The 24,735-nt window shown below is 46.6% G+C and carries 21 protein-coding genes and 1 tRNA gene; 5 read left to right on the forward strand and 17 right to left on the reverse strand.

Going from position 1 to position 24,735, the window contains the following annotated elements; all coding sequences use genetic code 11:
- Positions 1-10 precede the first annotated feature (10 nt).
- From csy2 to cas1f, 4 genes are read right to left on the reverse strand one after another with little or no spacing between them, the layout of a single operon-like run.
- Positions 11-1,075: a type I-F CRISPR-associated protein Csy2 gene (csy2, locus tag H8K26_RS05655; RefSeq protein ID WP_190478001.1), complete on the reverse strand. Its 1,065-nt coding sequence runs from the start codon at positions 1,073-1,075 to the stop codon at positions 11-13.
- Positions 1,072-2,592, reverse strand: coding sequence for a type I-F CRISPR-associated protein Csy1 (locus tag H8K26_RS05660; RefSeq protein WP_190478003.1), 1,521 nt, complete (start codon positions 2,590-2,592; stop codon positions 1,072-1,074). Before H8K26_RS05660 ends, csy2 begins: the two co-directional genes overlap by 4 nt.
- Complete coding sequence (cas3f, locus tag H8K26_RS05665) at positions 2,585-5,923, reverse strand: type I-F CRISPR-associated helicase Cas3f (protein WP_190478005.1); 3,339 nt, start codon at positions 5,921-5,923, stop codon at positions 2,585-2,587. The genes H8K26_RS05660 and cas3f overlap by 8 nt, the downstream gene beginning before the upstream one ends.
- Positions 5,920-6,984, reverse strand: coding sequence for a type I-F CRISPR-associated endonuclease Cas1f (gene cas1f, locus H8K26_RS05670; RefSeq protein WP_190478007.1), 1,065 nt, complete (start codon positions 6,982-6,984; stop codon positions 5,920-5,922). Before cas1f ends, cas3f begins: the two co-directional genes overlap by 4 nt.
- A 156-nt stretch (positions 6,985-7,140) precedes the next feature.
- On the opposite strand from cas1f, the gene H8K26_RS05675 reads away from it, so the two are divergent.
- Entirely contained in the window at positions 7,141-7,995 is an 855-nt protein-coding gene (locus H8K26_RS05675; protein ID WP_190478008.1) for a WYL domain-containing protein, read from the forward strand.
- Between the two features lie 181 nt (positions 7,996-8,176).
- Here H8K26_RS05675 and H8K26_RS05680 read toward each other — a convergent pair whose 3' ends face one another.
- The 3 genes from H8K26_RS05680 to H8K26_RS05690 all read right to left on the reverse strand — a co-directional run bounded on the left by H8K26_RS05680 (position 8,177) and on the right by H8K26_RS05690 (position 10,178).
- The gene (locus H8K26_RS05680) at positions 8,177-9,016 is read right to left on the reverse strand and encodes a plasmid recombination protein (protein WP_190478011.1); all 840 of its coding nucleotides are present in this window, start codon (positions 9,014-9,016) and stop codon (positions 8,177-8,179) included.
- Positions 9,016-9,453 (reverse strand): helix-turn-helix transcriptional regulator, encoded by a 438-nt coding sequence (locus H8K26_RS17680; RefSeq protein WP_223826867.1) that lies wholly within the window; start codon positions 9,451-9,453, stop codon positions 9,016-9,018. Before H8K26_RS17680 ends, H8K26_RS05680 begins: the two co-directional genes overlap by 1 nt.
- Before the next feature lie 648 nt (positions 9,454-10,101).
- Positions 10,102-10,178 (reverse strand) — tRNA-Pro (locus H8K26_RS05690).
- Positions 10,179-10,415: 237 nt separating this feature from the next.
- Between H8K26_RS05690 and H8K26_RS05695 the strand changes: the two genes are divergently transcribed.
- Together H8K26_RS05695 and H8K26_RS05700 are read left to right on the forward strand one after the other, a co-directional pair.
- A complete protein-coding gene (locus tag H8K26_RS05695) occupies positions 10,416-11,540 on the forward strand; it encodes a M14 family metallopeptidase (protein WP_190478012.1) in 1,125 nt (374 codons plus the stop codon).
- Between the two features lie 134 nt (positions 11,541-11,674).
- Positions 11,675-12,145 carry a CYTH domain-containing protein gene (locus tag H8K26_RS05700; RefSeq protein WP_190478014.1) on the forward strand — a complete coding sequence of 157 codons (471 nt, stop codon included), beginning with the start codon at positions 11,675-11,677 and terminating at the stop codon, positions 12,143-12,145.
- A gap of 82 nt (positions 12,146-12,227) precedes the next feature.
- Here H8K26_RS05700 and H8K26_RS05705 read toward each other — a convergent pair whose 3' ends face one another.
- The 7 genes from H8K26_RS05705 to H8K26_RS05735 all read right to left on the reverse strand — a co-directional run bounded on the left by H8K26_RS05705 (position 12,228) and on the right by H8K26_RS05735 (position 19,016).
- Entirely contained in the window at positions 12,228-12,680 is a 453-nt protein-coding gene (locus tag H8K26_RS05705; RefSeq protein ID WP_186897338.1) for a MaoC family dehydratase, read from the reverse strand.
- A 10-nt stretch (positions 12,681-12,690) separates the two neighbouring features.
- Positions 12,691-13,155 carry a MaoC family dehydratase gene (locus H8K26_RS05710; protein ID WP_190478016.1) on the reverse strand — a complete coding sequence of 155 codons (465 nt, stop codon included), beginning with the start codon at positions 13,153-13,155 and terminating at the stop codon, positions 12,691-12,693.
- 216 nt (positions 13,156-13,371) lie between these two features.
- Positions 13,372-14,511, reverse strand: coding sequence for an acyl-CoA dehydrogenase family protein (locus H8K26_RS05715; protein ID WP_190478018.1), 1,140 nt, complete (start codon positions 14,509-14,511; stop codon positions 13,372-13,374).
- 10 nt (positions 14,512-14,521) lie between these two features.
- Complete coding sequence (locus H8K26_RS05720; RefSeq protein ID WP_190478021.1) at positions 14,522-15,712, reverse strand: acyl-CoA dehydrogenase family protein; 1,191 nt, start codon at positions 15,710-15,712, stop codon at positions 14,522-14,524.
- 315 nt (positions 15,713-16,027) lie between these two features.
- Positions 16,028-17,254, reverse strand: a complete 1,227-nt coding sequence (locus H8K26_RS05725) for a DUF2863 family protein (RefSeq protein WP_190478023.1) — start codon at positions 17,252-17,254, stop codon at positions 16,028-16,030.
- 66 nt (positions 17,255-17,320) lie between these two features.
- Positions 17,321-18,013 carry a glutathione binding-like protein gene (locus tag H8K26_RS05730; RefSeq protein WP_190478025.1) on the reverse strand — a complete coding sequence of 231 codons (693 nt, stop codon included), beginning with the start codon at positions 18,011-18,013 and terminating at the stop codon, positions 17,321-17,323.
- A 97-nt stretch (positions 18,014-18,110) separates the two neighbouring features.
- Positions 18,111-19,016 (reverse strand): LysR family transcriptional regulator, encoded by a 906-nt coding sequence (locus tag H8K26_RS05735; protein WP_223826912.1) that lies wholly within the window; start codon positions 19,014-19,016, stop codon positions 18,111-18,113.
- Positions 19,017-19,189: 173 nt separating this feature from the next.
- Between H8K26_RS05735 and H8K26_RS05740 the strand changes: the two genes are divergently transcribed.
- Together H8K26_RS05740 and H8K26_RS05745 are read left to right on the forward strand one after the other, a co-directional pair.
- A complete protein-coding gene (locus H8K26_RS05740; RefSeq protein ID WP_190478029.1) occupies positions 19,190-19,996 on the forward strand; it encodes an SDR family NAD(P)-dependent oxidoreductase in 807 nt (268 codons plus the stop codon).
- Positions 19,997-20,122: 126 nt separating this feature from the next.
- Positions 20,123-21,004 carry a DMT family transporter gene (locus tag H8K26_RS05745; RefSeq protein ID WP_190478031.1) on the forward strand — a complete coding sequence of 294 codons (882 nt, stop codon included), beginning with the start codon at positions 20,123-20,125 and terminating at the stop codon, positions 21,002-21,004.
- A 108-nt stretch (positions 21,005-21,112) separates the two neighbouring features.
- Here H8K26_RS05745 and H8K26_RS05750 read toward each other — a convergent pair whose 3' ends face one another.
- The 3 genes from H8K26_RS05750 to serB all read right to left on the reverse strand — a co-directional run bounded on the left by H8K26_RS05750 (position 21,113) and on the right by serB (position 24,704).
- Positions 21,113-22,372: an acyl-CoA dehydrogenase family protein gene (locus H8K26_RS05750; protein WP_190478033.1), complete on the reverse strand. Its 1,260-nt coding sequence runs from the start codon at positions 22,370-22,372 to the stop codon at positions 21,113-21,115.
- Positions 22,373-22,456: 84 nt separating this feature from the next.
- Positions 22,457-23,530: a phosphotransferase family protein gene (locus H8K26_RS05755; protein ID WP_190478035.1), complete on the reverse strand. Its 1,074-nt coding sequence runs from the start codon at positions 23,528-23,530 to the stop codon at positions 22,457-22,459.
- Positions 23,531-23,843: 313 nt separating this feature from the next.
- Positions 23,844-24,704, reverse strand: coding sequence for a phosphoserine phosphatase SerB (gene serB / locus H8K26_RS05760; RefSeq protein ID WP_190478036.1), 861 nt, complete (start codon positions 24,702-24,704; stop codon positions 23,844-23,846).
- Between the last annotated feature and the right edge of the window lie 31 nt (positions 24,705-24,735).

The following is a 24,735-nucleotide window of genomic DNA, read 5'->3' on the forward strand; positions in this document are numbered from 1 at the left end:
ATTCTGTTCCTCAAAAAAGGTTAAGTGCGTCGTTAAAGTTGATGATATTGGATTGCTCTATTGCTGGTGTTTGCATTGCAAGTGATTCACTATCCTTTGCTCGGCTTCCTTGCTTACATAAATACCATTGTTCATCTTGCTCATAACGCCAAATGGCATCATGAATTGAGTGAAGGTTATGAATGCCTTTCCATTCACCAATTGAATGAATGGCTTCTACAAAACGTGACGGCGTAATTTCATCGCGAGTATTTAAAACTTCTCCCGCAGGATATAAATCGCTAATGGCTTTATAGCCTGTCATCAGCGGAACTAAATAACCAGGATTTGGCTTCGCTATATATTTCCAATTGGCTGGCGTGTTTTCGTCCGGCTCACTTTGCCCATCATTCAGCAATGGTATGGCTTTGGATTTCAAAGCTGCGAAATCCAGCCATGCATCCAATAGTCCAGGCTCACTTGAAGCATCTTCATTTTCTTTGTGACGCACCGCCATAGCTTGATAGTGGCTTTCCAAATACTCACTGCGATCCAGCAAGACAAAACCCGGCAAAGTTAAGCGTTTAATTCTTCTCAACATACTGGTATGTTGCTCTTGAGTGCTAGCAGATAATAATTTCGCCTGTTTGATATTTAAAATTGTGCCACCAGCTAAGCGCATGCTGTAACACAGCTCTAAAATTGCGTTTTCAAATTTACCTATTTCCTCCGTGGTTAGTGCGAATGGTTGATCCAACTCAATCACCAAACTTACGGTCAGATTCATTTTCCCTTCTTCAATAATGGGAGGCGATGAATTTTTATGCTTAGCCAATACCGGTGGATTCTTGCTTTGTATAAATTCAAAATCAGCATACTGTTTCGGTTGATACACCTTATTTTCGAAGGAATGAGATATCACCACACACCCAGTTAATTCACCTTCATACGCTCCCTCATAGTGCCTTGATAGTTTTCTATTCAATGCATGCGTGAAACCTAAAAAATGCGTTATTGCGGGATAACCCCACGTTAACCCAGCAATAGAATTCGCATTCTGTATATCAATGTGACTCAATACTAAATACTGGCTCATAGTGCGACCTCCTGTGTTGCAACCATTTCTCGTAGTTCATTCAAAAAGCAATCAGCCCAAAGTGCGGCATGAATTGCAGTTGGGTTTAGCTTACTTTTTGTGGCAAGCTGCTGATTTAACCAGCGTCCATAGTTTTGGCTAAACACTTTCTGCCATTCCATACTTACTTTTTTGGCTTGTGCAACTTCATCCTTGCGCCACGGCTCAAAGGCAAGTTGCTCTTCAATCGGCAATTTGCTATTAACCGTCCAGCCATGACTGCCTTCATTAGCGCTAATCTTTTCTAAGTAGTTAAAAAGCTGACCACTAATGTCCCGCAACTTATTTATCACCGCAGCATTACGTTGTGGCTCACTAATGCTTAGTGACTTATTTTTGATAAGCAGTAAGTAGTTCTTTAACTCATTGATTTCATCTTTTAATTCATATGCTAAGGTCTTATCAAAAAGAGAGGTCTTGCTCACATAAGAAATTAAACGTGTTCGCCATTGCGGTGGCATAGAGGGAAACAAAGCAATTCTGCCGCCTCGCTGTCCATTTAGTGATGATGCATTTGAATGATTTGATCCTGTTACGTGCAAATACGCTCTGCCCGGATAAACGCAGGCTATTGTCGCTGAATACTTCTTCAATCTTTTTTGTAGTCGAGCGCTCTTTTGAAGATCTTCTACATTTTTCTTATCTAAGTGCAATGTGTGCACTAACGATGATGACGTAAGTGGGAGCAGCAAATGATATTGCCTATCTGCGACAGGAAAATAAACTTGTTTTGAAAGAAAAAAACTGTGTTTTCTTTTATTGGTAATTAATTCAGAAAATCTACTCGACCATAAATCCATCAAATTTTCATTTTTAGTAAATTTATTTAAATATTTACGTCCATTCTCGCGCAACAAATCACCGATATAAACACCGTTAACTTGAATATTGTAAAGCTGTGAAATAGAAGAATATTTGTTGTCGGGATATGCTGTGTCCAACGAAGATGGCTTCTTCGTATAAATGTAATGTGAACTGTATTTATCACATGAATCAAAATATCTAACGTCAATCGAAGATCCTTTACTACTAGAATGGTTTAACTTAGCGATATGTGTCGCAAGATAACTACCCTCCCCGAAATCCAATGCCCAGTCAATCCACTGTTCATATTGGTTCCAGCTTTTAATAAATTTTTCTTGCCGCTGTAGCTGTTGATACGATTCTAGAACCTCATTAAGCACACAATAACTCTTGATCAAGCAAATCAGCCCATCAATCACTCTCTTATTGAAATCAAGTTTTTCAAGTTTTGTAGCACTCTTAGGCACCTTTTCTTTCTTCGATTTTTCAACCTTAACCTTGATTTCATCAAACTCTTTACACAAGGGCTTTAGTTGATCAAATAAGTCGGATAAAAAATCCTTATGCAGCTTATCTAACTTATCTAAAGTTCGATCGGCTATTTTTTCTTCTCCAATTTCATCAATGTATTCCTTAATGATTTTTTGGACATGTTTAGTGAAGTCATCATCCATTTTTGCATTCATCCTTTTTCAAAATTTTATATATACCTAGCACTGGGTGGCATTGCCATTGTTCTGCAGTTTTCTCATCAATTCTTCTTAAAGATAAATGGGTAAATTTTTCCAGCACTCGCTCTTCCGTTAGTCCCAGCGATTTAACAAGTTTTTCAGCTTCAAGCTTTAAATCAAATTTCCCCCAAATTAGATTTCGTAAGCCGATTTGTATGTGTTCGGATTCCTTAGCGATGTCTGTCGTGTTTTGAAAATCAGGAGGGGATGTTTTGGGTATTTTCTTTTGCCAAAGAACTTTACGTGTGCGAGTAAAAATGATTTTAAAATCATCGTTGGCACCAGATTGTCTGAATGGTTGCAAGCGCTGTAATTCACCACACCAAGTTACCTTGTTATTCCACCACTGGGCGGCATGATTAAGTTGCTTAGGACTACCGCCTAAGCGCAGGGATTGTGCAAAGTGCTCGAGTTGATTAAATGATTTAAATCGCGGTGGAGTTTCTTGAGTGAGCTCGAATGAACTTGGCGATTGTATTCTCGCGATAGCGCTTATTTCAGCTAACTCATTTTCTGCAAGCAATTTTCCTTCAACTAAATCACTATGGGCATAACTTAACTGTGCCGTTTCATAGCCTGGCTTTTCAAAACTAGGTGTTTGACCTTTTAAGCCTTTAAAGTTTTTGGTCAAAATGTGTATATTTTCGCTTTGTGGAATTTGTTGGCGATGACGCTGCACTCGGCCTGCCAATTGGATGATTGAACGCATTGAACTAGGTTCAACAATCGCCCAATCATAATCATGGTCTCGCCCGACTTCCGCTACGGCAGTAGCTAGTACGACAAAGATATGATTCTTTTCAACGTGACTTTTTACGATCGTTTTAATACCGCTTTGCTCTAGCCATTTATGCTCGTTATGTCGTGACAATGCGCCATCCAATTGCTTTTCGATCTGCGAGCGTTGCAATAACGGGAACTGGCTGTGATATACACAATAATGAATCACGGTATCTTCAGGCGCTTGCTGTGCTAATAAACACTTTGCCACTTGCACTAGCGGATCTATGTTTGCCATACGAACTAGACCTAGCGTCACCTTTTTATCTGCAACCAAAACAGTATGCTCTTGATGAAGTATTTCCATCGATTGCCTAATTGTCGTTGCCATCCAATTGCTTGGCGCATATGCAGGGTTTGCAGCAATTGAAATAAGTTTTGCTTTTCGCAGTGGACTTGTTTTATTTTTTAGGTTTTTAATGCGCTTGTTTACAAAACTGTTATGCATTTCTTCATATGAAGTGGAATCCGCTATTAATGCTGATTCAGGCGATTTAAATTCATCAAACCATGCACAACATACTTGCGCTGTTTCGCCGTACTCGCCATTGACTTGGGTGTACTGTTTTCTACCAGCTTGATAGGCCAAAAATAATGCGCGAGCCAATGCGGGGGAAATAGTAGCGGTTGATAGCAATACTCGGCTACCTAACATGCCCGCCCAATTCACTAAGCGACATAAGGCAGGCAAATCTTCAAGTCCAAAATCATCAGGCTCGTCAAGAACCAAATCTGAAGTTAATAGTCGTAGCATTGGAGCTATCTGACGGCCGCCACGCACTGCTTCATTAGCAGGCATCAAATAATCAATGGTACTCACCAAAACAGGTGCTTGTATTAGTTTCAGTATTTTAGGATCGTGTTTAAACCATTTGGCGCAAATCCCGTCATAATCAGGCAAACCTTCTATCAGGGTTATTTCATCTTTTAATAAAGATTCCGCCGATTCACTTCCATTTTTTTGTTGCGCACTTTCTTCGGACGAGCGCGATTGTTGATGCAGATCTTTCACTGCTTGAGAACCAATTAACACTGCAAGTTCATCGTCCTTGAGATTTAGATCTTTTTTTAATGCATCACCCGTTTGTAGGGTCAAGGTTCTAAGTCCCAATGCAACATTAAAACGGCACCGCTCCTCATCAGCTAATCCATACATAATGCGTGCATTCGTTAGCGTTTTCCCTTTGCCAGTCGACGCCATACAAACACCAAAAAAGCCATATTTTTTGGTGTCTTCCCTAACAGACAGCGCTAAGTTATAGGCATTATCTTGCCAACCAAAATTTTCTTGAAAGTCACGAGAAACTTTTTCCGTGAAAGATCGGTTAGGTTTTAATGTCGGTAATTCGTGACGCAATTGCGGTAATGCTATAGCGATAGCACTGGCATGAATGCCAACCGCAATATTGTGCTCATCAAGCTTTTGCTTGCGGTATTTGTTCCCGTTCGCATCTCTATCTGTATTGGCATACGCAAGGTAATTTCTATCTTGCCATTCTGGCGATGTTTCCTTTTTTGACGAGTAATAATGGTCAGATAACATTAACGATAAGCGCGCTAGATGTGCTGTAAATTGCTGATCAAACCAATCTTGCATAAACATGCGATCACAACTCAATATTTTTTTTGCGACAATACTGGCTTGCGTTTGCCAATGTGCGCTCTTTAAAGGTGTCCCATGCGGAAAAGACCAGTTACGTTCAATGATGCTCTTCCGCCAGTCATCGTTTAAACACTGTGGCGAGTTCCAGCAGGCTTCAAAAATATTTAACCACTCACTCATATTTTCAAATGCTGGCGGGTTATCTTTATTTTTTGGGTATTGTGGCAGTTTATGGTGGGAGGCAATTAACCAAGCCACAAGCTTAGCAATAGGAGGCATTTTTTTAAAAGGATTGATTGGATTTGGATCAATCCCATCTCTCAGAGATGCAAGATTAACCATCATTTTCTCTTCAGAGGAATTATCAATACTAGCAAGATCCTCTAGCCAATCCTTATCACCTCTTCCCGCAATAAATGCCTGAAAAATGCGCAGCGAAACCCATTCGTGACGGTATGGTTCAAAAGACTTTCCCGAAAATTTTGGGTCTAATTTTTCTTGAAACAGTGCCATAGCCTTACCAACATCATGAAACAATCCTGCTAATTGAGATAGCAGTGCTATGACTATTGTATTAAGTAAGAAATGTTCTTCTGAATTAAGCGTTTTAGACGTTGCATTTACTGGCACTATACCCTCGTCATTAAATTTGCTTCTATTCCCAACCACCCACAACAACTGACTTCTTGAGCGAGACCGTATCCAATGACAACTAATAGCAGTGTTTTTACTGGCGTTTTTGCGCAGCATTTTTTTAACCACCGCCAAACCATCCTCAGTGATCACCGTCTGCCAAGTATTATCACCAATACGATTCGCAAATGCGTCTAATACGCGGCGGGTCTTTTTGAGTGCGTTTTTTTGACATTGCGAAACGAAGGTGACCATCATGATGTGGCGTCTCCTTCGTCCGTTTCGTCATCAGCCACATCACTTATTTCATCATTTGGTTCTTCGCTAGTCGCATCGCTTATCATCGCGTCAGCCGCAGTAACATCTTGTTCTGCTTCGCCACGTAAAGCGATTGCTTTGATTTGGTCAAACATAAAATCAAGTGCTTTATGATTGGTGAAAGATTGAAGGCACTGTTGACGGAATTCTTGCTCGGAGGCGTTTTCTTTTGCGCAGATAAATGCCCAAGGCAGGACAATGGCGTCCTTGATTAAATCGGCGACGTCAAATACCAGCGCACCACGTCGCGTTTTGCCGTGCATGACGGCGAAGCCGTGTGGTATGCCTAGCACCCATAGTGTGCAGGCGGCTAAGCCGTAGGCGAGGTAGTTGCCGTGATTGAGAAAGGCGTTGGCTTTGTCGGTTTCTTGATGTTGGCGTGTGAACCCGCTTTGCTTGGTATGGTTAGCGGCGTATTTGTAGAGCATTTTGGTGAGTTGTGCTTCGTTTAGTAGTAGCTCTGCTGGTTTGTCTGCTTGTTCTATTCTTTGGCTGCAAAGTTGTAAGGCTTTTTGAATCTCTGCGTCATTGACATCGAAACCTTCTGCTTTGAGGTCTTTGTCTTTTTGCCAGACTTGATTTAAATAAGTGATGCGTGCTTGTTGCAAAGCTTTGGCGGCGGCTAAGCGTTGTTCATCATCAAACCAGAATGAACACCAGCCTTGTAAATATTGCGTTGGGCGATATTCGCTTTGTGGTGTCATCCATTCAATCTCATTGCCCATGTAAAGCGGCGTGCCGCCTCCACCACAAAAACCGACTAAGACACCAGCACGTGCAAGCATGCGAACCGCAGCATGCGTGATTGATGTACCACTGCCTAACAACAGTACTGTCGTGTTTGCTATCGGAATATTCCAATACTGATTTTCGTGTTTGGCTTCTTGCAGATATAAGACTCGCCCGTCTTTTTGCATGACGCGACAATGTTCCAGATAATAGAGATTGGCTCTCTTCGAATGAAGTATCGCTTTTAAATCTGAGGGGGATAGGTCATCCATTTCACCGACTCCTTCGATCTATACAAAATTAAACTCAACACCAATTGAAAATTCGTTGCTTAAAGAATATTAACTACATAATATGACGATACTGCGTACATATCCATACTGACTGCATGTACATGACGATTTTTCAGGCATATTTCGGAGGAAATAATGAATTGGCCATTACGTTGGGATTTATTAACTCGGTATCGTCTAATTGAAATTGTCGCGTATTGGGAAGGACGATTAACGACGAACCACTTGTGCAATAGCTTTGGTATAGGCAGGCAACAAGCGAGCAAAGACATCAATGCATATTTGCGCGATATCGCTCCAGGAAATTTACTTTATGATAAGTATTTGAAAGGCTATATTCCGAGCGAGAATTTTGTGCCGAAATTAACGACGGGTACTGCCGATGAATATTTGCATGTGCTTAGCCGCAATAAAGATATTGCACATACTTTCCAGGGATTAGATTTAGGTTTTGCTCATACTGAAATGCTACAGGTGCCGTTACGACTTATTGATCCTGTAATTTTACGAACACTAGTTCAAGCATCCAGAGAACATCGACGTGTCGATTTAAGCTACATATCAATGACGTCCGGCATTGAAGAAGACAGAATTATTGTCCCGCACACGCTTGTTTGCACACCATTACGATGGCATGTTCGTGCTTACTGTGAGAAGCATGGTGATTTTCGGGATTTTGTATTGAGCAGATTTCGAGGTAGTTCCGAACTTCTAAATGAAAGTCAATTTACTAGCGAAGAAGACAAAATTTGGAACAAGGAAATAACGTTAAAAATAGTACCAGATAGTAGGCTTGGTGAGGCGCAGCAAGAAATCGTTGCGCGTGATTTCAATATGAAAAATCGTTGTCTTTTAATAAGAATTCGTGCGCCCCTCGTTGCTTATATGTTGCAGGCGTTAAATATTGATCCACATACGCAGGAAATACATCCAGAGGCACAACAGATTGTTGTCGGTAACTTTCGTGAAATTAAACCCTATTTGTTTTAACTGAGAAGCACCGTAGATCCGTTATCTAGATTGCAACGTAGCAAATAATATTTGCCATTGGTGCGCGTAATGATTTGCTTGCGCACTATCTGCGTACCTTGGCTTGCGTACCTTCAAAACTCATACCGAAACATTAGAATGCCTCCAACCTATGGGACAGGTTAGGGGCACTCATTAGCATCTAGCTATCAGACATCCTTGGTCTAGGGTGGGGCTGTTTATCTGGTTTGACTTTGGAGGTCATAATGCCCACGAATGTTTGTTTTCTAGGTTTAGGTGGCTTCTTGCATTGAGCATTGCCAATGAGACCAGCAAGCTTATAGGGATTTTTTGCGATGATAGCTAAGAGTTCATCTTTAATCTCCATGTCATTCAGGAGCTGTGGGTTAGTAACGATTTTATCAACTGCTTCAGATGCGATTTGTTTAGTTTCAACGATATCCAGCTTGTCTCGTTTGGTTAACTCCATCCCATACTTTTTGCCAACTACAGCATAGCAACTCTCGCGCATTTTATTAATTTGATGGCGATTACCCATCACTACATGCCCTTGTAACTTCCCATCGATCAATGGCAGCAGTATCACGTGAATATGTGGCGTTGATTCATCCCAATGCGCTACAGCCGAGAGAATAGGGATGTTTGGAAAGTATGACTCGACCCACAACACAAAGTCTTCGAAGCATGCGTTGCGGTCGAACGCAAATCGGTTTGGTAATGAAAAGACCAATTCTACACCGCGTATGTTATCGACACGTTTGACTTTAGCATTTGCCTCGGCCATTAATCGCTCGCTCTCCTTTGCAATCTCCCACGCGGTCGATTTTCCACGCAATATACGGTTGAGCTGACTCAGTGTTGAATTGATATGACTCGTCGAATCAGGCTGCAACTCTGCGTTGATTTCACGTAGATTATGTTTTGCCGCCTTATGAAGTATTTCTGGGTCATTTTTGATTCGATAATTTTTTCCAAGCTTTTGCATCCGTAACACTAAGTTTGTTTGGATAGATGGCTTCATTACGCCTTCCTTCCTAATTGGAGGATCCATGCATCAACCTCGTGCTCATAAAACCCTATCGCTCGTTCGAGTAGTTGTAATCTTTGCGGGAAGCGCCCGTCCTCGATGAGGTTGTAGATCGTACTTCGCGAAAGTCCAACCTTCTTGATGACTTCTTTTAGACGGATCACACGAGGTTCTTCATCTTTGGAGGATCTTTGATCTTGTGCGTTTGGAGCTGACTCAGCGAGTGCCTTCTGTTTTTCCCTACCAGTTGCGCCAGCATGCGAACACATTCCATTTGAGATGGTTAGTGTTGCTATTTCTTCCGCTAGTTTTGATAAACCGTGTCGCTGACGACGAGTTGTCATTGCCATTTCATGCACAAACGGTAAATAAGATGTACCAGAAACTTCAAAAGTAATCATTTGAAAAATGTCTTCAAGAACAACCAACAAAACAGGTGTCCACTATGGCTACCTGCTGTGATCTGGAAAACAGTGTAAAAGCACTTTTTGAATAACTTAGATTTTAGATTCTGTCGTATTTTTACCAAACTAAAATCTAAGATTTTGAATTTCTTATGTATATGAACTCTGCTACTCAATGTATTAAGAGCATCAGGAATTTGTCAGAGCGGAAAGAGTGTAGGGCGAGATCAAATCCTAGAATTAATTTCTCTGGATTGTATAAATGACTAGTCTTAGGAAAATTCAGGCGTGTGCGCAAAAAGAGATTAGTTTGATTGCTCTCAGTCCGTTTACGAGTGTTGTAACTACGTTTGATTGTGTATGAAAGATTGCAACCGCTAACAGAGCATAGTGGTTGGTTATTTTCGCTGATTATTTAAAGCGGTAGATTTTGTCGGGTTGGATGATTTGATGTTCATGCGGAAATAAGGTGAAATCGAATGCACAAAATGTGTTTGCTTAATGTTACTACCAGCCCCGTAAGCATATTTATTGAAGATTGTTATTCCAATAGCGCCAGAACTTGCATTAGTACTTCAATTCAGAGTCTCCGATTTTTTCTTACCAAACATCTTACCAAATGCCACAAAATAAAAAAGACTTACAAACCTTAAATTTGTAAGTCCTTGATTTTATTGGTCGGGACGGTGTGATTCGAACACACGACCCCGTGCACCCCATGCACGTACGCTACCAGGCTGCGCTACGCCCCGACTCCGAGTCAAAGATTATAGTGCATGAATGGCGTTTTTACCATGCTTGCCAGTGTCGTTTTGCAGAAAATCCCCGAAAGAATTTAACAATTTATTTTGAATATTTGACTAAAATATTTTCATATTTCCTGAAAAGCTGTAAAAATACAGTCACACAGGTCGTATGCGTGAATTCCTGATGTTGTTGACGTGAATTGGCGCTGCGGTGGGGAATAAAACTACACAACATACATATTTATGACCATAAAAATCAGTCAGAATTTCGACGCGGGAGCGATCGAAGTGGTGAAGGCAGAAGAGGCAGATACAATCGAACTGAAGTTGCGTAAAGATTCACATGCCGATATCTGGCAATGGTTTCATTTCCGTTTGCAAGGTGCGCGTCACCAGGAAACAGTGATGCGTATTCTGAATGCAGGCGAGGCGACTTATGCCAAGGGCTGGGAAAATTATCGTGCGGTAGCAAGTTACGACCGTGAAACCTGGTTCCGCGTGGATACGGAATTTGATGGAAAGGTGATGACGATACGCCATACGCCTGAATACGACAGTGTATATTACGCTTATTTCGAGCCATACAGTTGGGAACGTCATCTGGACTTGCTGAGCAGTGTTCAGCATTCACCGTTGGTCGAAGTCGTGGATCTGGGTAATACTGTGGATGGTCGCGATCTGAATGTGGTGGTAGTTGGTGACCCTGCTGCTGAAAAAAAGGTCTGGATTATTGCCCGTCAACATCCGGGCGAGACGATGGCGGAGTGGCTGGTCGAAGGACTGCTGGGCGCCTTGCTGGATACGGCTAACCCGATTGCACGCAGTATTCTGGAGAAGGCTGTGTTGTATATCGTGCCGAATATGAATCCCGATGGCGCTGCGCGTGGCAATCTGCGCACGAATGCTGCCGGTGCTAATCTGAACCGCGAATGGATGACGCCATCACTGGAAGCCAGTCCGGAAGTATTCCACGTAAAAAACAAGATTCACGAGACCGGCTGTGATCTGTTTTTGGATATTCATGGCGACGAGGCTTTGCCATATGTATTTGTGGCAGGTAGTGAGATGATCGAAGGCTTCACCGAAAAGCAGGCAAAAGAGCAGCAAGTATTTGTCGATAGCTTCTGCGCTGCCAGCCCTGATTTTCAGACCAAGTTTGGTTACGAGGCGTCGAAATACAATGAAGACATGTTGAAGTTGGCTTCTAAGTATATTGGTCACACATTTAAATGCGTATCATTGACACTGGAATTACCGTTCAAAGACAATGCGAATTTGCCGGATGCAGAAACTGGATGGGATGGCGCCCGCAGTATCAAACTGGGTGAGGCGATGTTGCAACCGATTCTGGCTTCATTGAATAGTTGATCAAGTTTAATTTGATAAAAAAAGACACCGGCAGTATTTGCGCGGTGTCTTTTTTTTCGTGCATAGTCTTCTTCATCTTGAAAAGCAGGGACAATGCTGATTTCGGACGATGCATAGCCAGAAGGTAAAAGTACATGGGAATAGAAATAGAGCGTAAGTTTCTCGTCGTTGGCGATGAGTGGAGGCAGCAGGGCGCAGCAACTTATTTGCGTCAGGGGTATATCAGTGCTGAGCCGGGACGTATCGTGCGCGTGCGGATTGACGGTGATGCTGCGATGCTGACGATTAAAGGTTTGTCGACCGGCATTGCCTGTGGCGAATGGGAATATGCGATTCCTTTGGCGGATGCGCAGGCCTTACTTGATCAGGTATGCCAACAACCCTTGATAGAGAAAAACCGTTACCGCATTCCTGCAGGTGATCTGGTCTGGGAAGTCGATGAATTTTTTGGTGACAACGCTGGTTTGGTAGTGGCGGAGGTGGAATTGCAATCCGAAGATCAGGTGTTTGAACGACCTGCGTGGCTCGGGGAAGAAGTCAGCCATGATCGTCGTTATGCGAACGCGAATTTGCTGAAACATCCCTATTGTTTGTGGGCTAAATGATGTTTCGCTGTTAAAGAAAGCGACGAGTGGCAAATCGTGAACACCGATTTGCCATCCGTACAAATTTAAAATTTCTCTGACGTTAGTAACAACGCGCGATTGATTCTGCAACGCAGACAGGTTTGTCGCTGCCTTCGCGTTCTATACTGACTTCCCAGGTCATTTGCGCGCCGTCTTTGATGTCGTCGACCTGCAGCAATGTCAGGTGAGCACGCAAACGGCTGCCGACCGGCACTGGTGCCGGAAAGCGTACTTTGTTGAGCCCATAATTCACGCCCATTTTGACGTAACTGAGATGCAGCGCGTCTGCCATCAGCATGGGTAACAACGAGAGAGTCAGGAAGCCGTGGGCGATCGGGCCGCCAAACGGCGATTCCTTTTTTGCCCGTTCCACGTCTATGTGTATCCATTGATGATCGCCAGTGGCATCGGCAAAGGTGTTCACCCTTTCCTGGGATATGCTGATCCAGTCTGAGCTTGCTACCTGAGTGCCAACGAGAGCTTTGAGTTCTGCGAGGGATTTGATTTCACGCATGTCGTTCTCCTTATGCTTGCGGGCGGCGACCAAACATACCCATACCTTTGATGGTGCAGACAAGTTGTCCATCCTGATTGACTGCCTTCCAGACCGTGTTGACGACGCCTCTGTCCGGGCGCGATGACGATGGCTTTACTGAGACGGTTTCAGCGCTGACGGTCAGCGTATCGCCGGGGCGCACCGGTAGTATCCAGCGTACTTCGTCCACGCCAGGTGAACCCATGCTCGACGAATCGGCAATGAAACCATCGACAACCATGCGCATAATCATGCTGCAGGTGTGCCAGCCGCTGGCGATGACGCCGCCGAAGATCGAAGCTTTGGCAGCTTCTTTGTCGACGTGAAAAGATTGCGGATCGAATTGCTGCGCAAAGTGGATGATTTCTTCTTCGGTGACAGTGCGTTGTCCCAGTGGAATCACGCTGCCGGGAATGAAATCTTCAAAATACCAGGTGAATTGCTTGGTCGTCATACGGTCTCCTTTATGACATTATTTTTATTGGGTTTTATCTGAATTTCTTTACGTTTTTTGAGCTTTCTCTGAGTATTGATGCGCCTGACAGCGGTTTTTCCCTCTGTCAGGCGCATGAATATTCAGGTATTGTTTACTATCGCTGCGCAAACGATATTCGCCACACTGGTGTGACGGACATAGAAAAAAGTCCCGAGCAGGGTCGGGACTTTTTTATCATGCAGCGTTTTTAAAACCAGGCTGTGCAACGAAGCGGGCCAGATGATGATCGGTGTCGCCGAGCGACAGCTCTATCATGGTCAGTCGTTTGAACATGTGCGCGACCGGCAATTCATTGGTCACCCCCATGCCGCCATGTAATTGTACTGCCTGCTGGCCGATATATTTTGCGGCCTGACCAACGCGAGCTTTGGCTGCTGACAAAGTGCGGCGACGTTCTTCAGCATTCTCTGACGACACCTTGACTGCCGCCAACGTTGCCATCGAGCGCGCCTGCTCCATTTCCATGAACATGTCTGCCATCCGGTGTTGCAGCACCTGGAATTTACCGATAGGGACACCGAATTGCTGGCGTGTTTTCAGATATTCCAGCGTTGCCGAGGTGATGGCTTCCATAATGCCAATGGCTTCTGAACACAGTAAAGAAACACCATAGTCAGACACCGGATCGAGTAATTCCCAGCCGCCATCTTCGCGGCCGAGCAAGGCAATCGCGGGAACCTGAACGTTAGTAAAACTGATGTCCGCCGCACGATAGCCATCGATGGTGCGGTAATCCTGACGCGTTACACCTGCGGCATTGGCATCGACAATGAACAACTGTATGCCATTCTTATCGTGAGCAGCACCGCTGGCGCGCGCTGAAACGATCAGCTTGTCGGCCTGAGCACCATGTAACACCACGGTCTTTTTACCGTTCAGCGTATAGCCGTCGGCAGATTTTGTCGCTGTCGTCGCGATATCGGTTAAATCGTGGCGTGATTGTTTCTCATGTAGAGCGACTGTGAGTTTGATTTCTCCGCCAGCAACCTGCTCCAGCACGTCGAAATGCGCTTTTGCCTGCTTCAGAAATTCAGCCGCAAATACGGTGGCGAAATACGGCTCGATGACCAGACCGCGTCCAAGTTCCTGCATGACTACCATCATGTCGATTGCGCTGCCGTTAAAGCCGTTCTGATCTTCGGGGACAGGCAAGGCCGTCGCACCAAGTTCTGCCAACGCAGACCAGGCTGCTGCTGAAACACCTTCTTCAGAAGCAATGATGTGTTTGCGTTGTTCAAAGCCGTAGTCTTTTTCTACCCAACGACGAACTGCTTCGGCAAATTGTGTCTGTTCCTGTGTTAATGCGAAATCCATGGTGCTCTCCTCACAGTCCTAAAATCATTTGGGTAATGATATTTTTTTGAATCTCGTTAGAGCCGCCATAGATGGAGGTCTTACGGAAGTTGAAGTAGTAAGCGGCTAGGGCGGCAGCATCGTCGTCATCCATGACGCTGTGCTCATTCTCGCCTTCGAGGAATGCCGGATCGAAAGGCTGCGCATACGGGCCGACTGCTTCGACCATTAATTCCGTCAGTCGCTGCTGTATCTCTGTGCCTTTAATTTTCAGCAAAGAGGCTTCCGGCCCCGGACGTCCGCTATCCTGAGAAATCACACGCATCACCGTAATTTCCAGTGCCATGATTTCGATTTCCAGAGTCGCGACTTTATTCGCATAGACCGGATCGTCGATCAGCGGTTGACCGTTTTTATGATGTTCAGCAGCGACACGTTTCAGGAATTGTAATTCGCGTTTTGCACGGCCAACCGCCGCGATATTCGTGCGTTCATGACCGAGCAGGTATTTTGCGTAGGTCCAGCCTTTGTTTTCTTCTCCGATCAGGTTTTGTACCGGCACTTTGACGTTATCGAAGAACACTTCATTCACTTCATGGTCTTCATCGAGCATGATGATAGGGCGTACCGTGATACCCGGGGTTTTCATATCGATCAGCAGGAAAGAAATGCCTTCTTGCTTACGGCCGTTAGGTTCTGTGCGTACCAGACAGAAGATCATGTCGGCATGCTGCGCCAGCGTGGTCCAGGTTTTTTGGCCGTTCACGATGTAATGATCACCGACGCGTTCAGCACGGGTTTTGAGTGAAGCGAGATCGGAGCCTGAACCCGGCTCCGAGTAACCCTGACACCACCAGTCATCGCAATTCAGTATGCGCGGCAGGTAATATTCTTTTTGTGCCTGATTACCAAACGCCATGATGACAGGCGCCACCATATTCACGCCGAATGGCAGGATCGCCGGCGTGCCTGCGCGCGCGCATTCTTCCTCGAAAATATGACGTTGCGTCGGCGTCCAGCCGGTACCGCCGTATTCTTTTGGCCAGCCAGTGGCGACCCAGCCTTGTTTTGCCAGTATCTTGTGCCAGCGGACAAAATCTTCTCTGGATAAGCGTTTGTGATTCAATACCTTTTGCTGCAGGTCAGTCGGGAGGTTTGTTTCCAGATAACTGCGCACCTGATCCCGGAAGGCGAGATCTTCCGGTGTGTAATTCAAATCCATATTGTCTCCTGAGGTTGAATGCCTGGATGATTGACGGTCTGTTTTTACTGCGCGTGTGAGCCTTGTATTTCTTTCTGATTTCCTTCGACAAAACTGACAACAGTTTCAGATTGAAATAAAAAAGCACGACCGTTCAAAACTTATTGTACAACGGATTTAAATTTCGGTGACTGCAAATGTGCTTGCCTGAAAAAATATCACTTCAGACGAAGCTGGGCAGAAGATTTTGCGAAGTAAACAGACAAAATGTGCGAAATAAGCGGGATAACATCTGACCAGCAAATGTATCGCTGGTCAGATGAACGTCGGGATGGGTTAGTGGAAGTGTGCCGTGCCGGGAGATGGTGTGTCGTCCGGCATTTCAGGGTGTACCAGTTCGGCGTCGCGGTCTGCGAATAATGGCGTGCCGCAATCGTCGCAAAATTCCATAGAAAAAATTTCGTCTAACTGGAGAATATTGCTAATGCCGCAATCAGTCAGTATGTCCGGTATATCGCCAGTCAGTTTTCCACTTTCGTCAAGGCTGACGGCAGCAAGCTGATCTTCCGCCTGATACAGTGGCCAGACCACGCCATAGATCACTTCGGGAGCATCAGCCAGGCAAAAACTGATTCTGAACTCGTCAATCTGACCCGGTGTGTCCTGCACTCCACAAGAGGCAATCACAACGCTGAGTTGCGACGCTTCTTTGTTCAACGTCTGCGTCAGATAAAATATGGCGGAGCGTATCGATGCCGGTCGAATTTTGACATCGGCTTCGCGGCAAGCGGTGTAAAACGCCTCTGGTAACAGGAGTTCAATGCCACATCCAGGCAGCAGGTGTTTGATGGCGGGGGCAGCCTGTTCCTGCCACGCGAGCAGGGCATTACTTTTTGCAGTTGCGCAATCATAAGGGGCTTCTAATGCCTGCCACTGAAAAATCGGCGCGTCGGCCGGTGCCACCAGCACGCCAAGCACGTAGCGTATATCCGCCAGAAAAGGAACAGTTTGTGCGTGCTCAGTCTCAACCGGATAACTGCTGTCTTTCAGTACAGCCATCGCATGGCGTTCCAGTAGCGCATAAGTCTCGCAGTGATTGCGTGGCAACTGATCGATTGAATATAAATGCGGCAGCAGACGCAGCTTAGTGGACGGCATCAGCATATTGTTTATCAGTTTTCCGGAGAGTTGCGACAGTATGTCAGCCGGAATCGCCCCGGATGCGATTTCAAAACGGGTCCAGGCCAGCACTGGTGCCGCGATGAGTAGCGTCGTGAATTTTTTCCCTTGTATTTCAACGCTGGAGCAGGTGCTGACCGTTTCCAGTGTTTCAACCAGGACTTCGTAACCGTTGGGATGGGATGCAAATAAATTCTCTGCCGCCGCATCAACGATTTCCTGATGATGCTGTCTCAGATTTTTCGAGACATACAGATCAAGCTTTTCCTGCCAGGTCAGATCCTCGATGCGACTCGCTGATTGTGCGACCGCCAGTGACAAATTTACCAGTCTCTGGCTTTCTGCGGCGAGCTTGATTCTATTTCGTTTTACAGGTCGGCGCATATAAATCCTGGTAAGAAACGGGCGGATTATTATCTTCGCCGCGCTTCCTTCTGTGAGTGGTTAACGTTATTTTTTAGCGTACTGGGTTTTGCCAAATAAGATGTCTTTTGACTTATCAGTTTCTAATGGTTTGCGTAAATTGGCGAGAACCTGCACACCTCTCTGAACCGCAGGGCGGGCGCTGATGACATCAAACCAGCGTTTTGCGTCAGGGAAATCGGCCCAGTCGATTCCCTGATTGACAAAGGAGCGTGCCCAGGCAAACACGGCAATATCGGCGATCGTGTACTCCTCTCCAGCGAGATACTCAGAGCTTGCAAGTTTTTTGTCGATGACGCCATATAGTCGTCTTGCTTCATTTGTGTATCGATCAATTGCGTAGTCAATTTTTTCCGGCGCATAAACGCGGAAATGATGTGCTTGGCCCAGCATAGGGCCAAAGCCACCCATCTGAAACATCAGCCATTGCAGGGTGTCATATTTTTCTCTGTCAGTGTTGCCGAGAAATTTACCGGTTTTCCCGGCGAGATAGAGCAAAATGGCGCCGGATTCAAATAAAGAAATCGGCTGCCCATCGGGACCGTCGGCATCAACAATGGCCGGAATTTTATTGTTCGGAGAAATCGCGAGAAACTCAGGCTTAAACTGGTCGCCGGCACTGATATCAATCGGAATCGCGCGGTACGCCAGACCGCATTCTTCCAGCATGATATGGACTTTGTGACCGTTCGGTGTAGGCCAGGAATAAACGTCTATCATCGTGTGCTCCCATTATGGATTTGTCGGACAGGTGTTAAATACTTATCTGATGCTTATTATGCAGAGATTTGTCAATTTGCGCACAGGATCCTCTTTCTCATGGTATCAGATGCGCTTGCACGATTCCGGCTACCCAGTTCATCCAGCTTTGCGTTCGTTTGGGCAGGTGACGGCGATCTGCATATAGCAGTGAGACTGGCATGGCCGCTGCGGTGAATTCCGGCAGCACTTCGATCAGCAGGCCCTGTTCTATCAATTCTCTGGTACCAATCGCCGGAGCTTGGGTAATTCCGAAACCAGCCAGACACGCGGCCCGATAAGCATCACTGTTATTGACGGTGAGTACGCCGGACATAGCAATAGTCTTGAGTTTGCCTTCCTCTACGTATTCAAAACCCGTTGGCTTGCCGCCAAAATTGCTGGCGTAATGAATCAGCTGATGCCGACCCAGATCCGCCAGGCTGACAGGCGTACCATGCTGTGCAATATAGGCCGGGCTGGCGCAATTGATTTGCCGCAGTTTCCCCAGGGGCCTGGCAATCAGGCTGCTGTCGCTCAGATTGCCGATACGCATCACACAATCAAAGCCTTCCCGGATCAGATCGACCCGCCGGTCAGTGCTGCTTAATTCGATTTCCAGTCGCGGATGCAAGCGTAAAAATTCTGGCAGACGGGGAATCACGATATTGCGTGCGAATGCGCTCGGCAAATCCATCCTCAGGCGACCGCTGATCTGGCTTGGGCCTTGCTGGAACAGCGTTTGCAGCTCTTCCATATCAGCCAGCATGTCTTTGCAGCGTTCGTAAAAAATCAGGCCATCCGCAGTCATCTGTACGCTGCGCGTCGTCCGGTGCAGCAAGCTGGTGCCAAGCAGGTTTTCGAGTTGTTTGACGGAAGTGGAAATACTGGCTTTCGGTAATCCGATCTGATCGGCTGCCTGCGTAAAACTGCCCAACTCCGCCACCCGGACAAAAATGTGCATTGCTTCAAACTGATTCATCAGACGGCCCTTTAACCCAGCTACAGGAGTGAATGCAGGAAATATAGCATTGAAAGTATTGATTGTTCGCAAATAACGAACAGTGTGATCATTTTTGCGTTATTTATCTTCAAAGGTCGCGCTTATACACTGCATCCATCCCATTTGTGATGGGTCATTTCATCAGGAGTCATACCATGAACAATACGAATGCAAACGCAGACACAAACACCCCAGTCTCGTCCTCACAGCAGAAAATCGCCCTGATCACCGGCGGCAGCCGTGGATTGGGTAAAAACACGGCGCTCGTCTTGGCCCGGCAAGGTGTCGATATTATTCTGACGTATCAGAGTCGGGAAGCCGATGCACATGCTGTGGTTGCACAAATACAAGCACTGGGGCGGCGGGCAGTAGCATTGCAACTCGATACCGGCGCAGCAGATACCTTTGCCGGATTTACTGAAAAATTACAACAGGTACTGGCTCAGCAATGGCAACGGCATCAGTTCGATTTTCTGATGAATAATGCCGGGATAGGCGGACATACTTCGTTTGCTGAAACAAGTGAAACACAGTTCGATCAGTTGATGAATATCCACTTCAAAGGCGTGTTTTTTCTCACGCAAACCCTGTTGCCAGTGATTGCAGATCACGGCCGTATCCTGAATGTGTCCAGCGGTCTGACACGATTTTCCTTGCCGGGGCATGCTGCTTATGCGGCGATGAAAGGGGCGGTCGAAGTATTGAGTCGATATCTGGCGAAAGAGCTGGGCGCACGTGGCATTGCAGTCAATGTGATTGCACCGGGCGCGATCGCGACTGACTTTGGAGGATGTGTTGTCAGGGACAATGCACAACTGAATCAGTTTGTTGCCAATCAGACCGCATTGGGTCGTGCTGGTTTGCCGGACGACATTGGCGGCGTGGCATCGGCACTATTGTCGGATAGCTGTGGCTGGATTAATGGCCAGCGCATTGAAGCATCCGGCGGGATGTTTTTATAAGCTATATCGTCAGCGGTCAGTCTGCGCCATTTTGTGCCATTTTGTGCAGACGACTATTCTGCCTTACCAGATGCAGAGAATGATGGCATCATGCAACATCCTTGTCTTGCTTGCGTGTACAGATTGATGAAAAACAGTTCGGTTGTGCCTTATGTAGCTTTGCATTTTGCGATATTTTTGTTCGGTAGCGCGGGTGTGTTGAGTAAAGTGCTGGCGGTGTCGTCGTTATTGCTGGTGTTCGGGCGAACCTTGTTTGCCAGCCTCAGCCTGATTCCTTTGTTGCTGGTGCAGCGTGAATTTTCTTTTCGCGCGGTGCCAAAAACGGTGATCTTGTGCGGCGCTTTGTTAGCTGTGCACTGGCTGAGTTTTTTTGCCGCGATGAAGGTGGCGCCTGTCACCTATGGCCTGATGGGGTTCTCCAGCTTTCCCTTGTTCGTGACATGGCTGGAGCCGTGGCTGTTCAAGGAAAAACGGGATGGTAAGGACTGGTACGCGGCTCTCGCCGTCGTGATCGGTATGGCCGTGATGGTCAGTGATACTGGTGGCGGCGATATTGCGAATGCGGCAGCGCAATCGCCAGTGACCGGTTTATTGCTTGGTATTTTTTCTGGATTCAGCTTTGCGTTACTGGTATTGGCAAATCGCTGGCAGGGCGGCCATATTGCGCCGTTCCGGCTGGCATTTCTGCAAAATAGCGTCGCCACTCTTACCTTGCTGCCATTTGTGTTGGTGAATGGTGGGCTCAGCCAGATTTCTGCTAACGCATGGTGGGGGCTGGCACTGATGGGGGTTGTGTTTACTGCGATCTCGCACGGCTTGTTCATGTATAGCCTGCGCCATGTTTCTACCCGGTTTGCGAGTTTGATGACCTCGCTGGAACCAGTGTATGGAATAGCCATTGCGTATCTCGTGTTACATGAAACCCCGAATCTGCGGGCTTTGATAGGCTGCGCTATCGTGATTTCAGCGACGGTGGCAGTATCGTATTGGCACGGGAAGGCGCACTGAAACTGGACGAAAAACTCTGGGGCTGATTGCCCGCGGAATCAAAAAAGGTGAAGATATTCTTCGCCTTTTTGTTTGAGTTGAGCAACGTTTAATTGCTCATGATGCGAATCAAGAGCGGGTGATAGGCAAGCCCAAATCTTCTTTCAGATCGATGTGCTTTGCTAGTTCCAGTTTCGCAATCGCATTGCGGTGAACTTCATCCGGGCCATCCGCCAGACGCAGAGTACGGTTGCCAGCCCATTGTGCTGCCAGCGGGAAATCACCAGAGACACCGCCCGCGCCGTGTGCCTGTATCGCCCAATCCAGTACTTGTTGCGTGACATTCGGCGCCAACACTTTGATCATCGCGATTTCCGCTTGCGCATGTTTGTTGCCGACCGTATCCATCAGATACGCCGCCTTCATCGTCAATAAGCGCGCTGTATCAATCTGAATGCGGGATTCCGCAATACGCTCACGCCAGATGCTTTGCTCAGAAATTTTCTTACCGAATGCGACGCGGCTGTTCAGACGTTTGCACATCAACTCCAGTGCCCGTTCTGCCACGCCAATCGCACGCATGCAGTGATGAATACGTCCAGGGCCAAGGCGACCTTGAGCGATTTCAAAACCACGGCCCTCGCCGAGCAGAATATTCGACGCCGACACACGCACATTCTCAAACAGGATTTCACAATGACCATGTGGCGCATCGTCGTAGCCGAAGACAGGAAGAGGGCGTTTCACCGTGATGCCCGGCGTTTTTGCATCGACTAAAATCATCGATTGCTGCGCATGGCGAGCCGCATTGAAATCGGTTTTCCCCATCAGGATATAGACGGCGCAACGCGGATCACCAGCGCCGGAAATCCACCATTTATGGCCATTGATCACATAATGATCGCCATCGCGCTCAATGCGGGTTTCCACATTGGTCGCGTCCGATGACGCGACACCAGGCTCAGTCATCGCGAAAGCCGAGCGGATTTCACCGCGCAGTAGCGGTTCTAACCATTGTTTTTTGTGTTCTTCGGTACCGTAACGTTCTATGGTTTCCATGTTGCCAGTATCCGGCGCGGAACAATTGAATACTTCCGGTGCCCAACCGACGCGACCCATGATTTCGCACAAAGGCGCGTAATCGAGATTCGACAAACCCTCAGGTGCGCGCGCTGATTTTGGCAGGAAAAGATTCCATAAGCCTTCTGCGCGGGCTTTCGGCTTCAGATCTTCAATGATCTGCGTTGCGATCCAGCGGTTACCTTTTTCCAGTCCATTGCGGTCTATCTCTTCTTTGTAGGCTTGTTCGTTCGGATAAATATGCTCATCCATGAAGCGCAATAATTTAGCTTGCAGTTCTTTACAGCGATCTGAGTATTCGAATTCCATTTTGTCTCCGTTTTTTGTTTTTACGATGAAAATGAATTGCCTGCTGCTTGTGTTCTTATTAAACGATAAGAACGATAAAAACCATTATGCTTGTTTCTGTACGTAGCTCCAGCCCAGTTCCGCCATAGGTCTTGCCGATTCGCCAGACTTTTTCGCCTGCGCGCTGGATGCCGTCCCATCGACATACCGTTTCATGATGCCTTGCAGAATGCCTGCCATGCGGAACAGATTGTAAGCAAGATAGAAATTGAAATCTTCCAGACGTATGGTTTTACCTGTACGTTCGCAATACTTTGCGATGTATTCCTGTTCGGAAGGAATGCCCAGTGCCTTGTGATCAAGACCTGCAATGCCGCGGAACTGCCCCGGTGTCACATGCCAGCTCATGCAGTGATATGAAAAATCTGCCAGCGGATGTCCGAGTGTGGACAGTTCCCAATCCAGTATCGCCAGAATCCTTGGCTCAGTCGGATGGAACATCATATTGTCGAGACGATAGTCACCATGCACGATGCTGGTGTCGTCGCCGGCTGGAATATTATGCGGCAGCCATTCGATCAGCTTATCCATCGCTTCGATTTTTTCGGTTTCCGATGCACGGTATTGTTTCGTCCAACGATCTATCTGGCGCGCAAAGTAATTGCCTGGCTTACCGTAATCCGCCAGACCGATAGCGGCATAGTCTATGGTGTGCAGTTGAGCGATGACGCGGTTCATTTCATCGTAAATTTCACCGCGTTGCGCTGGCGTCATGCCTGGCAGAGACTGATCCCACAGCACGCGGCCATCGACAAATTCCATGATGTAGAAAGCGCGGCCAATCACGTCTTCATCGTCGCACAGTGCGTATTGTCTGGCAGCCGGAAAGCCGGCTTTATTCAGCGCATTCATGACCTTGAATTCGCGTTCTATCGCGTGTGCGGATGGCAGTAATTTGGCAACCGGCCCCGGTTTGGCGCGCATCACATAACGTTGATTACCCGCGCTGAGTTTGAAGGTGGGGTTAGACTGGCCGCCTTTGAATTGTTCTACCACCAGTTGGTCTGCTAATGAGGCATCGAAGCCTTCGACATGTTGCCGCATATAGTCAGCAAGTGCGCCTATATCGAATTTCTGACGATCAGCAACCGGCATGGTGCCCATGAATTCTTCAAACATCAATGTCTCCTGGCGGATATAAATTGTTATGTGATCTTAACCCCGGATGAACTCCGGAACAGATGGCAAAAACTATTTTAACCTAAGTAATCGAACGTTCGTACTATTTTTTATTTCGGTTTTATTGCGGAAGAAAACAGGCACACAGAGAGCGCCTCTCGGCATGTTGTTGTGACAGGTTCGGTGAACTGTGTTGTGTGTCGCAACGCATAGAGGCTTCAAACTCTGAGTCTGAAGCCCTTACGCGTGAAAGCGTGAAAAATGAAATGGAGGGGTCTACCGATGGGAAACTTATAGCGAGTTCAAAACGCGTTCAGAATAAATTCAACACACCATCAAGCCCGACAAAGTTCAATGCGACATCGGCTTGTGCGCGAACCACGGGTTTGGCGCGAAAAGCGACAGACATGCCCGATATTTTCATCATCTTCAGATCGTTAGCACCGTCGCCCATCACGATGGCTTGATCTGGTGTGATGCCCATTTCTGCACAGACGCGTTCAACGGTTCTTTTCTTTTCATCTGCATCAACGATGCCGCCGACAACTTTGCCCGTTAGTTTGCCATTCTCGATTTCGAGTACATTGGCATGGGTATGATCGAGCTGCAGACGAGATTTCATGCGGTCGGTGAAGAAAGTAAAGCCGCCTGAGACCAGCAGGGTTTTCAATCCAGCCTGCTGTACCGCTTTCAGCATATTGTCTGCTCCCGGCGATAGTTGTAAACGCTCATCGTAGACACGTTGTAGTGCAGAGGCATCCAGTCCTTTGAGTAGCGCGACCCGGCGCGTCAGACTTTCGCGGAATTCGAGTTCACCGCGCATGGCAGCTTCGGTGATTTCTGCGACCTGTGGTTTCAGACCTTGCATATCCGCGATTTCATCGATGCATTCGATGGTGATCAGCGTTGAATCCATGTCCATCGCCACTAATTTAAAGTCACTGAGGGCGCGTGCTTGTGTTTGCGCGGTTACATCCAGCTCAGCATCGAAGCATTGCTGCTGTATCCGCGCCCATGCCGTATCGTCAATGCTGACGCCGTTCAGACGCAGCGCGTAGTCATTCAACTGGCTGGATGTCGTTGCCTTGCTGTGATCGATAATTTCTTGCAGTAAAGCCTGATGCGGCCCATGAATGGGATGCTCGCCTTGTATGGTCAATTGTGTGATGGTCATGAACGGATCGATAAGTAAGAAAATCTAGGTG

Origin of the sequence: Cognatundibacterium aquatile (assembly GCF_014699135.1) — a bacterium.
Classification (GTDB): Bacteria; Pseudomonadota; Gammaproteobacteria; order Burkholderiales; family Burkholderiaceae_D; genus Undibacterium; species Undibacterium aquatile.

Bases quoted from the DNA above. Each gene is read 5' to 3' on its own strand.
- H8K26_RS05750 (WP_190478033.1), bottom strand. From the start codon at position 22,372: ATGGAATTCGAATACTCAGATCGCTGTAAAGAACTGCAAGCTAAATTA.
- H8K26_RS05680 (WP_190478011.1), bottom strand. From the start codon at position 9,016: ATGAAGCCATCTATCCAAACAAACTTAGTGTTACGGATGCAAAAGCTT.
- cas1f (WP_190478007.1), bottom strand. From the start codon at position 6,984: ATGGATGACCTATCCCCCTCAGATTTAAAAGCGATACTTCATTCGAAG.
- H8K26_RS05740 (WP_190478029.1), top strand. From the start codon at position 19,190: ATGAACAATACGAATGCAAACGCAGACACAAACACCCCAGTCTCGTCC.
- H8K26_RS05660 (WP_190478003.1), bottom strand. From the start codon at position 2,592: ATGGATGATGACTTCACTAAACATGTCCAAAAAATCATTAAGGAATAC.
- H8K26_RS05725 (WP_190478023.1), bottom strand. From the start codon at position 17,254: ATGCGCCGACCTGTAAAACGAAATAGAATCAAGCTCGCCGCAGAAAGC.
- H8K26_RS05745 (WP_190478031.1), top strand. From the start codon at position 20,123: ATGAAAAACAGTTCGGTTGTGCCTTATGTAGCTTTGCATTTTGCGATA.
- H8K26_RS05715 (WP_190478018.1), bottom strand. From the start codon at position 14,511: ATGGATTTCGCATTAACACAGGAACAGACACAATTTGCCGAAGCAGTT.
- serB (WP_190478036.1), bottom strand. From the start codon at position 24,704: ATGACCATCACACAATTGACCATACAAGGCGAGCATCCCATTCATGGG.
- H8K26_RS05705 (WP_186897338.1), bottom strand. From the start codon at position 12,680: ATGCGTGAAATCAAATCCCTCGCAGAACTCAAAGCTCTCGTTGGCACT.
- H8K26_RS05710 (WP_190478016.1), bottom strand. From the start codon at position 13,155: ATGACGACCAAGCAATTCACCTGGTATTTTGAAGATTTCATTCCCGGC.
- csy2 (WP_190478001.1), bottom strand. From the start codon at position 1,075: ATGAGCCAGTATTTAGTATTGAGTCACATTGATATACAGAATGCGAAT.
- H8K26_RS05695 (WP_190478012.1), top strand. From the start codon at position 10,416: ATGACCATAAAAATCAGTCAGAATTTCGACGCGGGAGCGATCGAAGTG.
- cas3f (WP_190478005.1), bottom strand. From the start codon at position 5,923: ATGATGGTCACCTTCGTTTCGCAATGTCAAAAAAACGCACTCAAAAAG.
- H8K26_RS05720 (WP_190478021.1), bottom strand. From the start codon at position 15,712: ATGGATTTGAATTACACACCGGAAGATCTCGCCTTCCGGGATCAGGTG.
- H8K26_RS05755 (WP_190478035.1), bottom strand. From the start codon at position 23,530: ATGTTTGAAGAATTCATGGGCACCATGCCGGTTGCTGATCGTCAGAAA.
- H8K26_RS05675 (WP_190478008.1), top strand. From the start codon at position 7,141: ATGAATTGGCCATTACGTTGGGATTTATTAACTCGGTATCGTCTAATT.
- H8K26_RS05730 (WP_190478025.1), bottom strand. From the start codon at position 18,013: ATGATAGACGTTTATTCCTGGCCTACACCGAACGGTCACAAAGTCCAT.
- H8K26_RS05700 (WP_190478014.1), top strand. From the start codon at position 11,675: ATGGGAATAGAAATAGAGCGTAAGTTTCTCGTCGTTGGCGATGAGTGG.